General features: G+C 71.5%; 10 protein-coding genes. 3 read left to right on the plus strand and 7 right to left on the minus strand.

Going from position 1 to position 14,066, the window contains the following annotated elements:
* Nucleotides 1-4 precede the first annotated feature (4 nt).
* On the minus strand, nt 5-2,683 hold the full coding sequence (locus KGQ19_RS31035) for a penicillin acylase family protein (RefSeq protein ID WP_307856564.1): 2,679 nt from the start codon (nt 2,681-2,683) through the stop codon (nt 5-7).
* 48 nt (nt 2,684-2,731) lie between these two features.
* On the opposite strand from KGQ19_RS31035, the gene KGQ19_RS31040 reads away from it, so the two are divergent.
* Complete coding sequence (locus KGQ19_RS31040; protein ID WP_212015686.1) at nt 2,732-3,457, plus strand: VOC family protein; 726 nt, start codon at nt 2,732-2,734, stop codon at nt 3,455-3,457.
* A gap of 55 nt (nt 3,458-3,512) precedes the next feature.
* On the opposite strand, the gene KGQ19_RS52155 is transcribed toward KGQ19_RS31040, so the two are convergent.
* The 5 genes from KGQ19_RS52155 to KGQ19_RS31065 form a co-directional block, all read right to left on the minus strand.
* Complete coding sequence (locus KGQ19_RS52155; RefSeq protein WP_212015688.1) at nt 3,513-4,565, minus strand: GGDEF domain-containing protein; 1,053 nt, start codon at nt 4,563-4,565, stop codon at nt 3,513-3,515.
* Nucleotides 4,566-5,002: 437 nt separating this feature from the next.
* Nucleotides 5,003-8,392 carry a putative bifunctional diguanylate cyclase/phosphodiesterase gene (locus KGQ19_RS31050; RefSeq protein ID WP_212015690.1) on the minus strand — a complete coding sequence of 1,130 codons (3,390 nt, stop codon included), beginning with the start codon at nt 8,390-8,392 and terminating at the stop codon, nt 5,003-5,005.
* A 78-nt stretch (nt 8,393-8,470) separates the two neighbouring features.
* Entirely contained in the window at nt 8,471-8,941 is a 471-nt protein-coding gene (locus KGQ19_RS31055) for a hypothetical protein (protein ID WP_212015692.1), read from the minus strand.
* Nucleotides 8,942-9,219: 278 nt separating this feature from the next.
* Complete coding sequence (locus KGQ19_RS31060; RefSeq protein ID WP_212015694.1) at nt 9,220-10,338, minus strand: winged helix DNA-binding domain-containing protein; 1,119 nt, start codon at nt 10,336-10,338, stop codon at nt 9,220-9,222.
* A complete protein-coding gene (locus KGQ19_RS31065; protein ID WP_230419720.1) occupies nt 10,335-10,955 on the minus strand; it encodes a nitroreductase family deazaflavin-dependent oxidoreductase in 621 nt (206 codons plus the stop codon). The genes KGQ19_RS31060 and KGQ19_RS31065 overlap by 4 nt, the downstream gene beginning before the upstream one ends.
* On the opposite strand from KGQ19_RS31065, the gene KGQ19_RS31070 reads away from it, so the two are divergent.
* Complete coding sequence (locus KGQ19_RS31070) at nt 10,954-11,862, plus strand: GNAT family N-acetyltransferase (protein ID WP_212015696.1); 909 nt, start codon at nt 10,954-10,956, stop codon at nt 11,860-11,862. The genes KGQ19_RS31065 and KGQ19_RS31070 overlap by 2 nt on opposite strands.
* 48 nt (nt 11,863-11,910) lie before the next feature.
* Here the strand turns inward: KGQ19_RS31070 and KGQ19_RS31075 are convergent, their stop codons facing one another.
* Nucleotides 11,911-12,681 carry a hypothetical protein gene (locus KGQ19_RS31075; protein ID WP_212015698.1) on the minus strand — a complete coding sequence of 257 codons (771 nt, stop codon included), beginning with the start codon at nt 12,679-12,681 and terminating at the stop codon, nt 11,911-11,913.
* 156 nt (nt 12,682-12,837) lie between these two features.
* On the opposite strand from KGQ19_RS31075, the gene KGQ19_RS31080 reads away from it, so the two are divergent.
* On the plus strand, nt 12,838-13,992 hold the full coding sequence (locus KGQ19_RS31080; RefSeq protein ID WP_212015700.1) for a GDSL-type esterase/lipase family protein: 1,155 nt from the start codon (nt 12,838-12,840) through the stop codon (nt 13,990-13,992).
* The last annotated feature ends 74 nt before the right edge of the window (nt 13,993-14,066 follow it).

The following is a 14,066-nucleotide window of genomic DNA, read 5'->3' on the forward strand; positions in this document are numbered from 1 at the left end:
CTGATCACGGCGTCAGCGTCAATCGATCCTTGGTAGCCGCCAATACCGCAGACCTCGAATACGGCCACGGCAGCGTCTGGAACGTCCGCCACAGCGGCAGCTGGTCAAGGTAGTGCGGATCATCGACGTGCCCGGACGCGCCGGTGAGGTTCACCCACGTCGAGGCGTCCAGGTCCGACAGGTCCACGACCATGCGCATCGACGGCAGCTCGTCCACCGAGAAGTCCTTGGCGATGTCGAAGCCGGTCGCGTCGACCACCGACGTGCCGCCGGACACTGCCACCGCGTCGCCGTTGACCAGCCACTTCACGAACCACGGGCCGCCGGTGCCCAGGGTCTGGTTGGTGGGTGTCAGCTTGTGCAGTTTGCCCCACTGCCACTTGCGGACATCAGAACCCTGCTGCGATGTCAGCTCGGCCGCGGCCTGGTCCATCGCCTTGGCCAGCATCGCGTCCCGGTCGCCGTTCCACCAGAAGCCGGACGCGTCCGGGAGCAGCGAGGCGGCCACCGCGAACCAGCGGTCGCCGCCGTCCACGTCCACCGAGGCCGGCAGCTTCGTCTCGAAGGCGTCCTGGCACAGGAACTTCCAGACCTCGTAGAAGTAGGCCGCGGCGGCCGACGTGTCAGGAGTCGTATCATCCCAGCCGTCGAACAGCGCGGCGGCGGCTCGCGTCTGCTTCTTCGCCGAGGCCGGCAGCCGCGTCAGGTAGGGGACCAGCACGGACGCGAACTCGTTGCGGGTGTCGGCCTGGACCGCCCGCATCCCGGCGGCGTCGATCTTCTTGCCGCCCGCGGTGGCGGCCTGGATGCGGCCGGTGATCTCGTTGGCGCGGTAGCCGTAGTCGAAGTCCTCCGACAGCAGATACGGGTACTGCGATCCGATGACCGGGTTGTTGGCGGTCGCCACGAACCCGGCCTTCGGGTTCAGCACGCTCGGCAGTTGGTCGAACGGGATGTAGCCGGTCCACTCGTACTGGTCGGTCCAGCCCGGCACCGGCCAGCGGCCGTCGCCGTTTCTGCGGATCGGGATCTGGCCGGGCGTCTGGTACCCGATATTGCCGGAGGTGTCGGCGTAGATCATGTTCTGGGACGGCACGGCGAAGTCGGCCGCCGCGGCCCGGAAGGAGTTCCAGTCGCTCGCCCGGTCCAGCGCGAACAAGGCGTCGGCGGTGTGTCCGGGGGTGAGCGCGGTCCAGCGCAGGGCGACCGCGTATCCGTTGCCGGCGCTGGCGATGTCCTTGTCGGCGTCGGAGACCAACGGGCCCTGATTCGTGGAGCGGATGGTGATCGGGACCGACTTGCCGCCGGCGACCTTGATGGTCTCCTGGTGGACCGTCAAAGGGACCTGCTTGCCGTCGTACTCGTAACTGTCGCCGCTGACCTTCTCCAGCACCAGATCGCTGACGTCCTCGGTGCCGTTGGTGAAGCCCCAGGCGACAGTCGGGGTGTGGCCGATCACCACGCCGGGGGTGCCGGGCATGGTGAAGCCGGTGACGTCGTAGGGGCAGTCCGCGGTCAGCGTCGTGCAGTGCAGCCCCATCTGGTACCAGATCGAGGGCAGCTCAGGGGACAGGTGCGGGTCGTTGGCCAGCAGCGGTTTGCCGGTCGTGGTGAGGCTGCCGGAGACCACCCAGGAGTTGGAGCCGACGCCGTCCACGTCCGGTTGGAGGTAGCCGGGGAGGTTGGCCACGGTGTGCGAGAGGTTGGACAGTGCGCTTGCCGCGCCGGCCGGGAGGGCCGCTGCGGCGGCGGGGCCGTCCGTCGGCGGCGTGGCGTTCTGGTCGAAGGCGCCGTTCACGACCGCACCCTGATTCACGATCGTCGGGTGGTCGGCCGGGTAGGGCGGGAACAACTGGTCCACCTGGTCGTGCGTGAGCTTCTGCGAGGACAGCGCGCGGTCGATCTCCGACTGCATGTTGTCGCGCAGGTCCCAGGCCAGGGCCTTGAGCCAGGACACTGAGTCGATCGGGGTCCAGGCGTAGGGGGTGTAGTCGGTCTGCAACCCGAGGACCGCGTACTCCACTGACGCTTTCGAGCCCTTGTGATCCTTCAAATACGCGTTCACGCCATCGGAGTAGGCGTTCAGGTACGCCTTCGTCGTCGGGCTGAGGACGGCGTATTCCTGCTCGGCGACCGTGCGCCAGCCCATCGTGCGGATGAACTTGTCGGTGTCGACCTGGTCGGAGCCGAACATCTCGGACAGCCGGCCGGCGGTGATGTGCCGGTAGACGTCCATCTGCCAGAAGCGGTCCTGGGCCTGGACGTAGCCCTGGGCGAAGAACAAGTCGTGCGAGGTCGAGGCGTAGACCTGCGGGACGCCCTGCGCGTCGCGGTCCACTTCGACGCCGGCGTTCAGGCCGGGGACGGCGAGCGTGCCGGAGGTCTGCGGGTAGGAGGCGTGGATGGCGGCGTCGACCCACCACGCGCCGGCGCCGACCACGATCAGGAGCAGGCCGGCGAGGACCGCGGCGGTGATCTTCAGCTTACGGAAGCGGCGGCGGGGGCGGGGGCGAGCCGGCTCGGCGGTTTCATCGAACCCTGATTCCGGCTCGGTCTCGAGCCCCGCCCCGGGCTCGACCCCGGGCCCTGACTCAGGCCCTGACTCAGGCTCTGACGTGCGCTCGGCCTCGTGCTCTGACCCGTCGCGGGACGGCGGTTCCGGGAGATCGTCGTCGGTCTGCACCGCGGCAGGTTACGGCTCCGGGGGCCACGTTGGGAATAGCCTGGTGGCATGCTGAAGTGGGCTTGGGCATTTATTGACCGTCCGGAACCGGCCTTCGGGCGCAGCGCCCGCTTCTGGACGGCCGTCACGGGCACGACCCTGTCCGCGCGGCGCGGCGTGCGCGGCGAGTTCGCGACGCTGCTACCTGCCGAGGGGAACGGCGACGCGTCGCTGAAGGTGCAGGGTGTGCTGAGCGGGAACGGGGCGCACGTGGATCTGGAGTTCGACGACTTCCAGGCGGCCGTGGCGCGGGCCGCGGAACTCGGCGGCGCGGTGGTCGAGCGGGACGACGAGTGGGCGTACGTGACCTCGCCGAGTGGATACGGGCTCTGCGTCACCGCCTGGCACGGCGCCACCCGGGTGCCGCGTCCGATCGTGGAACCGGACGGGACGCGCAGCAGGCTGGAGCAGGTGAGCATCGACGTCGCGCCGTCCGCGTACGACGCCGAGGTGGCGTTCTGGAGCGGCCTGACCGGGCTGGACGTGGTGCCGAGCCGGAGCTGGCCGGAGTTCAGCTGGCTGGAGTCGACGGGGCTGCCGGTGACGGTGCTGTTCCAGCGGATCGGTGAGGAGCGGGCGACCTCGGCCCATCTGGACATGAGCAGTTCGAACCCTGATAGCAGCCGGGCGTGGCACGAGTCGTTGGGTGCCCGGTTCGTGGAACGGGGCGCGGGCTGGCTGGTGATGCGTGATCCCGGCGGCGGGATCTACTGCCTGGCGGACCCCGAGGACTGAGGAGCGGGGCGTCGTCGATGCCTTGCCGGGCGCGTTGTTCAGCGGGCAGGGAGTCTCAGGGCACATCTTCGCGCCGCGACCGGTCAGGTGCGACGCATACCTGGTCGCGTCCGGAGTCCTTGGCCGCGTACAGCGCGGTGTCGGCGGCGACCACCAGCTCGTCCAGGGCGTCGGCGGAGTCCGGCAGGGTGGCCACGCCCACGCTGACGGTCACCGGGTGCGGCCAGGTGCGGGAGGCGGCGTGGACCTCGGCGCGCAGGGAGTCGGCGCGGAGCCGGGCCTGGCCGGCCGGGCAGTCCGGGAGCAGGACGCCGAACTCCTCGCCGCCGATCCGGCTGACCGTGTCGCTGGCCCGGACCAGGCTCGGGAGCAGTTCGCCGAGGGCGGCCAGGGTGTCGTCGCCGGCCGCGTGGCCCCAGGTGTCGTTGATCTTCTTGAAGTGGTCGACGTCCACGGCCAGCAACGACAACGGCTCCCGGGTCCGGCGCTGCCGTGTGACCTCCCGGTCCAGCGCCTCGTCGAAGGTGCGCCGATTGCTCAGCCCGGTCAGCGGATCGGTGCTGGCCTGCTCGGCCAGCGCCTGCTTGAGCCGGTCGGCCTGGTCCCGCACCCGCCGGATCACCACCAGCGTCAGCACCATCGACGTGCTGGTCTCCACCCACGCGGAGAACCGGTCGGGCCCGGTGCCGGCCAGCAGGATGACGGTCAGGCAGGCCACGACGACGGCCAGCGTCCAGTACGCGGTGCGCCGGGGCAGCAGATACGCGGCGAACAGCAGCGGCCAGCTGAGCAGGAGCATGCCGTCGGCGGCGTTGCTGTGGTTCAGCGCGAGCGTGACGGTGATCAGCAACGCGGCCGCCGCCGGCGTGGCCCGCAGCACCGGATCCGGCGCCGGGCCCGGCAGCAGGAGATAGGCCAGGCCCCACGCCGCGGCGACGGCACACGCGGCGAGGAACTCGAACCACCCGGCCGAGAAGACCCCCTGCCGCACACCCAGCACGAGCGTCAGGAACGTGCCCAACCCCGCGCCGATGAGCAGGAGCTGCCCGGCGAAGCGGGTGGCGAAGCGACGGCTCTCCTCCTCGCCATGCTGCCAGAGCGCGGTCACCGAGGGATGCGGCGCGCGAGCCCGGCGCAGGCGACGCAGGCGCGGGGCCGAGGTAGCGGGGTCTTGGGAGAAGAGGCCTGCGGCGTGGCGTTGGCGGGTGCGGGCGGTGGCGCTGGGTGGTGGTGGCTGGTCGGTTGCGGCGCGGCGGGACGGCTGCTCGGCAGGGCGATCGGGGCCGGAGTCCGGGCGCTGTGAGGCGCGAGGTGGCTGTTCGGCAGGGCGACCGGGGCCGGAATCTGGGTACTGTGAGGCGCGAGGTGACTGTTCGGCAGGGCGACCGGGGCCGGAATCTGGGTGCTGCGATGCGGGCTCGCCGGTGCCGCGCGCTTGCCGCTGCGAGCCCGGTCCGGCACCATCCTCCGGCGAAGTCGGCTGCTCCGGCGCCACCCGCCGCCGTTTCCGCACCGGAGGACCATTCTCCGGCGGCCGCTCGGCGCTCACTTGCCTGCCTCCGGCCCGGCATCGCCGCTCTCGGCACCGTCGTCCCAGGCATCGCGGCTCTCGGCACCGTCGTCCCAGGCGTCGCCGTCCCCGACTCCCGCCGCCTCAGCTCCAGCCTCGGCAGAATCAGCCCCCGTCTTCGCCTCCCGCGGCAGCTTCACCCGTCCCGCGCGCATCAGCTCCGAGGCCTCCCGGACCGGCATCGGCCGCGCGTACAGATACCCCTGCCCCAGGTCCGCGCCCATGTTCTGCAACGCCCGCCGCTGCTCGCGGGTCTCCACGCCCTCGGCGACCACCATCAGCGTCAGCGATTTCGCGATACCGATGATGCCCTTCACCAGCGCGGTCTGGCGGGGTTCGGCCGGGACGCCGTCCACGAAGGCCTTGTCGATCTTCAGTGCGCTGACCGGCAGGTCCCGCAGGTAGGACAGCGAGGAGTAGCCGGTGCCGAAGTCGTCCAGCGAGACGCCCACGCCGTGCTGTGTCAGGGTCCTGAGGTTGGCCAGCGCCTGTCCGGCCCGGTCGATCAGCGCGCTCTCGGTCGCCTCCACCATCAGGAACGCCGGGTCCAGCCCGGCGTCGGTCAGGGCCTTGCCGACCTCGTCGGGGAAGCCCGGGTCGCGCAGTTGGTGGGCGGAGACGTTCACCGAGATCTTCACCGGCGCCACCCCCGCGGCCAGCCGCGCCTCGTTCCAGCGCGCCGCCTGCTCGGTCGCCGTGCGCAGGATCCAGCGGCCCAGCGGCAGGATCTGGCCGGTGGCCTCGGCCAGCGGGATGAAGTCGTCCGGCATGATGATCGTGCCGTCCGGCTGCGGCCAGCGCACCAGGGCCTCGAAGCCGCCGATGTCGCCGTCGTCGAGCCAGACGATCGGCTGGTAGTAGAGCTCGAACGAGCCCTCGGCCAGCGCCCGGTCCAGGCCGGAGCGGCGGGCGGCGGCGCGCGCCAGCTCCGCGCGCAGCCGGGGGTCATAGCCGCGCCAGCTGTTCGGGCCCGAGCCCTTGGCCGCGTGCAGCGTCATCTCGGCGTCGGCCAGCAGCGAGGCGCCGGTCGCGCCGCTGGTGCAGGTGGCGACCGCGCCGGAGGTGGTGACGGCGATCGGCCCGACGTAGAACGGCTTGTCCTCGCCCGGCATCCCGGTCGGCAGCCGCGGCGCCTCGGCGGCCCGCCGCACGGCCAGCACCGCGAACTCGTCGCCGCCGGTGCGGGCCAGCACGTCCCCGGGCCCGAGCCGGGACCGGATCCGCTCGGCCACGTCCCGCAGCACCTCGTCTCCGGCCTCCCGGCCGTGGAAGTCGTTGATCTCCCGGAACCGGTCCAGGTCCAGCAGCATCACCGTGACCGCCACCGTCGGCGAGGCCAGCTCCACGGCGTCCTCCAGCCCGCGGATGAACGCCAGCCGGTTCGGCAGGTCGGTGAGCGGGTCCCGGTAGGCGTGCCGTTGCAGCGTGCGCTCCAGCCCGCGGGCAGTGGTCACATCGTGCAGCGACAGCACGAACCCGCCGACCGTCGGTTCGGCGCGCAGGTCGGCGATCGTGGCCTCGACCTCGTGCGGTGCGCCGCCGTCGGCGTAGATCTCCCAGTCCCGGCGCACCGGCGGCTGCGGCGTGGGCTCGGCGGCCCGCACCGCGACCTCGGCGGCGTAGACCTTGCCCACCACCTCGGTCAGCGGCCGTTCGCGCAGCGGCCGGTCGCCGAACAGGCCGGCCGCCGACGGCGAGACGTACCGCACCCGCAGTTCCGGGTCGACGATCAGGATCGTGTCCGACGTGTTCTGCACCAGCGCCCGGAAGTACGCCTCGCTGTCCCGCCGGGTGATCTCCTGGCTCAGCGCGATCCGCTCCAGCGCCGCCGAAGCCTGCCGCGCCAGGATCTCCAGCGCCCCGCCGAGCACCGCCAGATCCTCCTCGGCCGCCGCCACGACCAGTACGCCGGCCGTGCCGTCCAGCGGCACGACCCCGGCGTGCTCCTGCGGCCCCAGCCGGGCGGCCAGCGGGGGCGGCAGGTCGGAGGTGTGCACGACGTTGGTCGGGTGGAAGTGCTCGTGCCGCTGCACGCCGTCCGGCGGCGCCCCCGCCCGGTAGGCCTCGTCCTGGGCCGCGGCGTAGACGGCGGCGGAAGAGCAGACCGAGGTGAGGGTCTTGCGCCAGCGCGAGGCCTCCGGCTCCGCCAGCGCCGGCGGCACGGTGGCCCGTACGTTCTCGGCCCCGCCGTCCACCGCCCCGGCCACGGCCACCCGCACCCCCTCCGGGCTGTCCACGGCCACCATCACCACGTGCGCCGCCCCGCGCCCGGCGAACAGGCCCGCGGCCCCCTCGGCCAGCGCCGCGGCCACCTGGCCGCTTCCGGCGGCCACCCCCAGCCCCTCGCTGGCCCCCAGCAGGATCGACTCCCGGGCCAGCGCCTGCCGGTGCGAGCGCACCATCACCGCGACCCGGGCCAGGACCATCAGGTACACCCCGAGCCCGATCACCGGCCCGGCCCAGCCGGTCGACAGATCGCCCCGGGCCAGTTGCACCGCGTTGATGCCCGGCGTCACCAGCGCGGCCAGCACCAGCGGTCCGATCCGGGGCGGCCGGGACCAGGCGGTCGGCAGCGCGTCCCGGGCCGTCTCCCGCACCGGCCTGGTCAGGTCGTGTGCGGACGGCACCAGCGCGGCCGCGACCCAGCAGGCCGCGAACATCAGCCAGGCGAACTCCAGCACCGCGTTGCCGGCGTGCGTGCCGAACCAGTTGGAGGAGTTCAGCCGCAGCACCGACTCCACGATGTCGGCCCCGGTCTGGGCCAGCGCACCGGCGCTGAGCAGCCACAACGCGAGGTTGCGGGCCCCGGGGGAGATGACCAGCCGCAGCAGCATGCCCAGCAGCAGCAGGTCGCCGAGCGGGTCCAGGATGGCGATCAGCCGGTAGTCCCAGGGCTCCCCGCCCTCCTGGTAGTACGGCACGATCAGGTAGACCCAGGCCGCGTAGGCGCCGGCGAACACCACGATCAGCGCGTCCAGCGTCCCGGCCGAGTCCCGGCCGACCATCCGGTGCTTCATCACCAGCCGCAGGCCCAGCAGCGCCAGCGGGTAGCCGGCCAGCCCGAGCCAGTCGGCGAAGTCCGGCAGGCCGTGCCGGGCGTAGGCGAAGTCGGAGTGGTTGGACGCGGTCAGCAGGCCGCCGGCGGCCGCCAGCAGGTACCAGGCGTGCGCGTAGGGCGGCCGGCGGGCCCGGATCCCCACGGCCATCGTCGCCGTCATCCACCCGGCCAGCGCGAACCACGCGGCGCTGCGCAGGCCCGGGAACGCGAAGAACACCGCCAGGATCACCACGAGCGCGACGGCCAGGGCGCCGAGCACGCGCCGCTCGCGGTCCGGCCAGCCCGACAGCAGCGATGGTGATCGCATTATTCAAAGCTGTCACAGGAGCAGCCGGGCCGCCTGTTGAACGCGGGGCGCCGGAGTCAGGTGAGTGTCACGGGGTGGCTATCCCTGTGGCTGGTAGACGACGCCGATCGGCTTAGGCCGCGGATTGGGGCCGAAGTGGACCACGTACCACTGCCCGCGCCAGGAGATCAGGGAGAACAGCCCGAAGGACTTGGTCCGGCCGTTCTCGGTGTAGGTCAGGCGGGAGCCGTAGACGCGGTAGTACGACAGTTTGTTCTCTTCCACGCCCGGCCGGATCCACTCCGCGGCCTTGGCCGGCACGCTCACGCCGACCAGCTTCGCGTCCTTGGCCCCGGAGCCGAGCAGTTGGTGCGCGGCGTGGATGTCGAGCTTGTAGAAGCCGATGAGCCGGTTCTCGTAGTCCGACCCGGCATCGGACAGCGCCTTCACCTGGAGGTAGGCGCTCTTCGGGAAGAAGAATGGCATGGCCTCCGCCGGGTCGTCGTCCACGATGCCCTGCCACAGGGCGTTGACGCCGGCCGTGAACTGCGGGTCGGTGGCGGTGGGCATGACCTTGGTCTGAGGCAGCGTTCCGGGGTCGACGCCGGGAGTGGGGGACGGGGTCGGCGAAGCCGATGACGGGGACGATGGTTGGGACGGTTGCGACGGCGTAGCGCCCGGCGCGGATGGCGAGCCGGACGCGTTGCCGCCGCTGCTACCCGCCGAGGCGCCGGACGACGCCGCCGACGCCGAGTTCGGGCTCGACGAAGAGCTGCCGCAGCCGGCCGCGATGAGCATCAGTACCGCGGACGCCGCCGCGCACACACTTGTCCGGGCTCTCATAAGGTTCAACCGTTCGTGTCCTCAAGCCATCGCAGATCATGATCCGCGCCGGGCGCCAGGAATTCCAGCAATCTGGCTCCCTCGGCTGCCAGGTCCGCGCGCTGGGTCTTGGTGGTGGGCACCATGGGAGTGAGATTCAGGGTCGCGGTAGTGCGCTTCTTGTCTGTCTCGACCTTCCAGGAGCCGCGGATGAAGCCGTCCACGGTGAACGGCGAGATCGGCGTGTTGCCCGCGAAGACCTTCTCTTTCGGGATCCGGGCGTCGTTGATGCGTGCGCGGTCCTTGTGGCCGATGAAGACGTTGTCGTAGTCCGGCAGGAAGCGTGCTGGGACTGGTACGTCTTCCCCAGGACGCGGTGCGTCCGGGAGGTCGAACAGTTCGGTTCCGGATTCGCTCTGGAAGAGCACCAGGTTCGGGCGCAGCTTCTCGAACACCTCGCGTAGCCGGGTCAGTCCGCTCCAATTCTGGGCGTCCATGACCGAAGCCGGTCCGAACGCCTTGAGGTAACGCAGGACTAACTCCTCGGCTTCCATAGCGGGAACCGCTTTAGCGTTTCCCAACCAGTGTTCCGCAGTGGTGTGCTTCGGTAGACCGCCTTGGAGCCACAACCCGCGCGGTGTCACCTGAACCAGCGCGAGGTTGTTGCGGGCCGCGACGCCGAGCGCCTGGACGTCGTGGCCGGGGTAGGACTCGGCGAGGAGCACGCCGAGCTCGTTGAAGGTGCGCGGTTCCTCTTCCGCCAACACCCGTGCCCGCTCGGCCAACTCCTTCAGGTCGACGCCCTGTAGACGTTTCCCGAAGGCACCCTTTAGGTTCCGGTCCTGTACCGGCTGGAGGAGCTGTCGCAGCGGTCGGCAGTCGCGCGCGGTCACCGTGTGGATCGTCGAACGCTGAAGGCTGATGCGGACGAACTCCCGGTCCTCGAAACGCTGCGAGAACCGCTGTGCGTCGAAGGCTTCCAGTCGCGACCACAGCGCCACGTAGTGGTTCGGCGGGATCTGCGTCTGCAGACCGACCAGATGCTCCACGGCTTCGGCGGCGTCCATCGGGGAACGCCGGAGCAGCAGCTGGCGGTCGAGCAGGGCCCGGTTGAGGTCCCGGTCGGAGAGCGTCCGGACGGTCATCCGGTCGCCTTCGTCTTCTTCCCAGAGTCCTTTACGGCGTTCTTCGCGGGGTTCTTCACCGGCTCCAGTGCGAAGATGTTGATGTGCCGGCCGGCGCGTTCGGCGTAGTTCTCGTAGCCGGGCCAGTTCTTCGTCAGGAGCGAGTTCCAGACCAGCTCGCGCTCCTCGCCCTCGACGATCCGGGCGCGGACCGGACCGGACTTGCCGTGGACCGAGACCGTCGCCTCCGGGTCCGCCAGCAGGTTCAGCGCCCACGCCGGGGGATGCTGCTGGCCCCAGTTCGAGCCGACCACCAGCAGCGCGCCCTCGTACCGCGAGTACAGCAGCGGGACCGTGCGCTGCCGGCCCGACTTGCGGCCGGTCGTGGTGAGCAACAGTGTCGGGATCCCGGTGCCGGTGAGCAGAAACACCCGGCCGCCGGTCGCCTTGCCGAGGAAGCGGTCCGCGTGCGGGGCCACCCGCTGGAAGGTGCTCGCGAACCATTTCTGGCGGCCCATGCGGGTGACGAGGGTGTTCCACGGGTTGGTCATGGCCTCATCATGGCATCCGAGGTGACCTGCCGGGACCCGCGTGTCGGTCGCGGTGCCGGGGCCGGGGCAGGCCAAGATGTAGCGCATGACGGACAGCCTGCGGATCACGCGCGCGTCCCTCGCCGACTGGCCCATCATCCGGGGCTGGTGCGCGGACGAGGGATGGAACCCCGGAGACCACGACGGACCCTGCTTCCTCGCACAGGATCCGGAGGGGTTCTTCGTCGGGCGGATCGGCGGGGAGCCGGTGTCGGCGGTGTCCGTGGTGAACTACGGGGACGCGTTCTCGTTCCTGGGGCTGTACTTGGTGAAGCCGGAGTTCCGGGGGCGCGGCCACGGTCTGGCGACGTGGCAGGCGGCGCTGCCGCGGGCCGGGGCGCGGACGGTCGGGCTCGACGGTGTGCCGGCGCAGCAGGACAGCTACCGGAAGTCGGGCTTCAGCGACGCGCACCGCACGGTGCGGTTCGTCGGGGAGCTGACGTCCGACGGCTCCGGCCCGGCCGCGGCGGTTCCGCTGGCCGAGGCCGGCTTCGGCGAGGTCGCCGACTACGACGCGCTGTGCTTCCCGGCGCCGCGTCCGGTGTTCCTGCGCGAGTGGTTCGCGGCGCCGGGGCATGTCGGCAGGGCGCTGGTGGTGGACGGCCGGCTGGTCGGGTACGGCGTGCTGCGGGCGGCTCATGACGGCCATCGGGTCGGGCCGCTCTTCGCCGACTCGCGGGTGTACGCCGAGGTGATTCTGGACGCGCTGGTGGCCGGGGCCGCCGGGGATCGTGGGTTCGGGCGGAGCGCTGGACGCGGCACCGGAGGTGATAGCGCGACCGGTTCCGGCGGCCGGATCGTCATCGACGTCCCCGAGACCAACCGCGAGGCGCTGGCGATGGTCGGCGCGCTGGGGCTGGAGCCGTCGTTCGAGGTGGCCCGGATGTATACCGGGCCGGTGCGCGACGTCGATCACGGCAAGGTGTTCGGGATGACCACGCTGGAGCTGGGCTGAGGGCTTGAGTGCTTGGGGCCTTGGGGCCTTGAGGCATGGTGAGGGCTTTCAGAGCTGTGTGTAGCTCTTGAAGGAGTAGAAGGCGGTACCGCTCAGCCGGTTCGCGCCGGAGGGCGAGGGCAGGCCGAAGCGCCGGTTCAGCCCCTCGGCCTCCCGGCCACAGCCGCTCACCTCCGGCACCGCGAGCGTCTGGTCCAGGACCTGGAAGGTGATGACCGGCGGGTCCTGCGAAATCCACTGCGTGGTGCCCGGCACGCGTCCGGCCGCGACCTGGACCGGCGCCGCTGTGGTGCCGATCGAGCAGTCTCGCGCCAAGCGCGGGCCGGTGAGCTGGAAGGTGAGGCTCATCGCGCCGGACTGGCTGTAGAAGTCCGGGACGGCGGTCAGCCGCGGCCGCATCCACAGCTTCGGGCCGTGGCCGTCGCCGGACTGGCGGCCCGGGACCGGCAGGCTCGCGGCGCGGAAGCCGCCGAAGACCTGGCCGGGGGTGCCGTCGGGCAGGGGGCCCTCGGCGTGGGTGACGGCGGTGAAGTCGAAGGGGAGGGTGGCGCCGCCGATGGTGGCGGTGCCCTCGGCGACCAGGACTTCGCAGCGCCACTTGGCCGGATCCACGCCGGGCGGGAGCTGCGGGCAGTCGCGGTAGTCGAAGTCCGGGACGGCGACGGTCGGGGTGGTGACGGCGGGGGTGGCGGCGGCGGTCGGGCCGGTGGTCGTGGCGCTCGGCGGGGCCGCGGCGTTCGCGGCGGCCGGCACGGCGATGATGGCGGCGGTGCTGGCGGCGGCGGTCGCGACCGCGAGGAGAGCTGACGTCTTTCGCATGGCTCTACCCTCGCCGAATGCGGGCCTGCCAGGTCAGAGAGCTGACACCCGTTTCGGGGTAGGGCTGGCCCCCGTTTTCGGCCGTCGGGCGCCGCCGCCCTCCGACCGGGCCGGGTCCCGTGCCCTCACTTGATCTTCGCTGCTACCTTCGACGGCATGACAGATGCGCTGCGGCCCGTGCCGCTCACCGACGGCCCGGTCGCGATCCGCGGAGCCCTGGAGCTGGTCGCCACCGAGGCCGGGGTGCTGCCGCGCCGGCTGCCGGAGTGGACGATCGCGCAGTCCGACGCGTCGATGGAACGGCAGGCCACCTCCGGTTCCGGGGTGCGGCTGGCGTTCCGCAGCGCGGCCACGACGCTGGAGCTGGACGTGCTGACCACCGTCCCGATGATGGCCGAGAACGAGCCGCACCCCGACGACGCGGGGCTGTTCGACATCACGCTGGACGGCGTCCCCGGCGAGCCGCGGCGGGCTCCGGTCGGCACCGTGATCCTGCTGGACGACACGATGGCCGAGCGCGGCCGCGTGCCGGGCCGGCCGTCCACGGTGCGCTTCGAGGGGCTGCCGCCCGGCGTCAAGGATGTCGAGATCTGGCTGCCGCAGTGGGTGAAGACCGAGCTGGTGGCGCTGCGGGCGGACGCCGAGGTCGAACCGCCCGCGCCGACCGGTCACCGCACCTGGCTGCACCACGGCAGCTCGATCAGCCAGTGCAACGAGGCCGACTCGCCGCTGGGCGTGTGGCCGGTGATCGCGGCGCGCGCGGCCGGCGTGGACCCCGTGAACGTGGGCCTGTCAGGGAACTGCTACCTGGACCCCTTCGTCGCGCGCTCGATCCGCGACACGCCCGCCGACCTGATCAGCCTGAAGCTGGGCATCAACTTCACCGCCAAGGCCGCCTTCGTCCTGCGCAGCCTCATCCCCACCATCCACGGCTTCCTCGACACCATCCGCGAAGGCCACCCCGACACCCCCCTCCTGGTCGTCTCCCCGATCGCCTGCCCGGCCCTGGAACAGACCCCCGGCCCCACACTCTGGCGCGACGACGTCCTGTACGCGACCGGCGACCCGGCGACCGCGGCGACCGGCGCCCTGACGCTCCAGACGGTACGCCGCGAGCTGCACCGGATCGTGACGCAGCGCGCGAAGCAGGACCCGAACATCCACTACCTGGACGGCCTGGCGCTGGTGGCGCTCGACGAGGCGGACGAGTACCTGGCTGAGGGGCTGCACCCGTCGCCGACCGGGTATCGGGTGATCGGGGAGCGGTTCGCTCGGCTGGCTTTCGGGGCGGGCGGCGCTTTCGCTGGGTGAGGGGGTGTGGTGTGGTGTGGTGTGGTGTTGTCTCTTATAAACATCTGACGGTGCCGACGAATAGCCGTGTGTGG

The organism is Catenulispora pinistramenti, from assembly GCF_018274385.1.
GTDB classification, from domain to species: Bacteria; Actinomycetota; Actinomycetes; order Streptomycetales; family Catenulisporaceae; genus Catenulispora; species Catenulispora pinistramenti.

Bases quoted from the DNA above. Each gene is read 5' to 3' on its own strand.
- KGQ19_RS31065 (WP_230419720.1), bottom strand. From the start codon at position 10,955: ATGCGCTACATCTTGGCCTGCCCCGGCCCCGGCACCGCGACCGACACG.
- KGQ19_RS31050 (WP_212015690.1), bottom strand. From the start codon at position 8,392: ATGCGATCACCATCGCTGCTGTCGGGCTGGCCGGACCGCGAGCGGCGC.
- KGQ19_RS31040 (WP_212015686.1), top strand. From the start codon at position 2,732: ATGCTGAAGTGGGCTTGGGCATTTATTGACCGTCCGGAACCGGCCTTC.
- KGQ19_RS31060 (WP_212015694.1), bottom strand. From the start codon at position 10,338: ATGACCGTCCGGACGCTCTCCGACCGGGACCTCAACCGGGCCCTGCTC.
- KGQ19_RS31080 (WP_212015700.1), top strand. From the start codon at position 12,838: ATGACAGATGCGCTGCGGCCCGTGCCGCTCACCGACGGCCCGGTCGCG.
- KGQ19_RS31070 (WP_212015696.1), top strand. From the start codon at position 10,954: ATGACGGACAGCCTGCGGATCACGCGCGCGTCCCTCGCCGACTGGCCC.
- KGQ19_RS31075 (WP_212015698.1), bottom strand. From the start codon at position 12,681: ATGCGAAAGACGTCAGCTCTCCTCGCGGTCGCGACCGCCGCCGCCAGC.
- KGQ19_RS31055 (WP_212015692.1), bottom strand. From the start codon at position 8,941: ATGCCCACCGCCACCGACCCGCAGTTCACGGCCGGCGTCAACGCCCTG.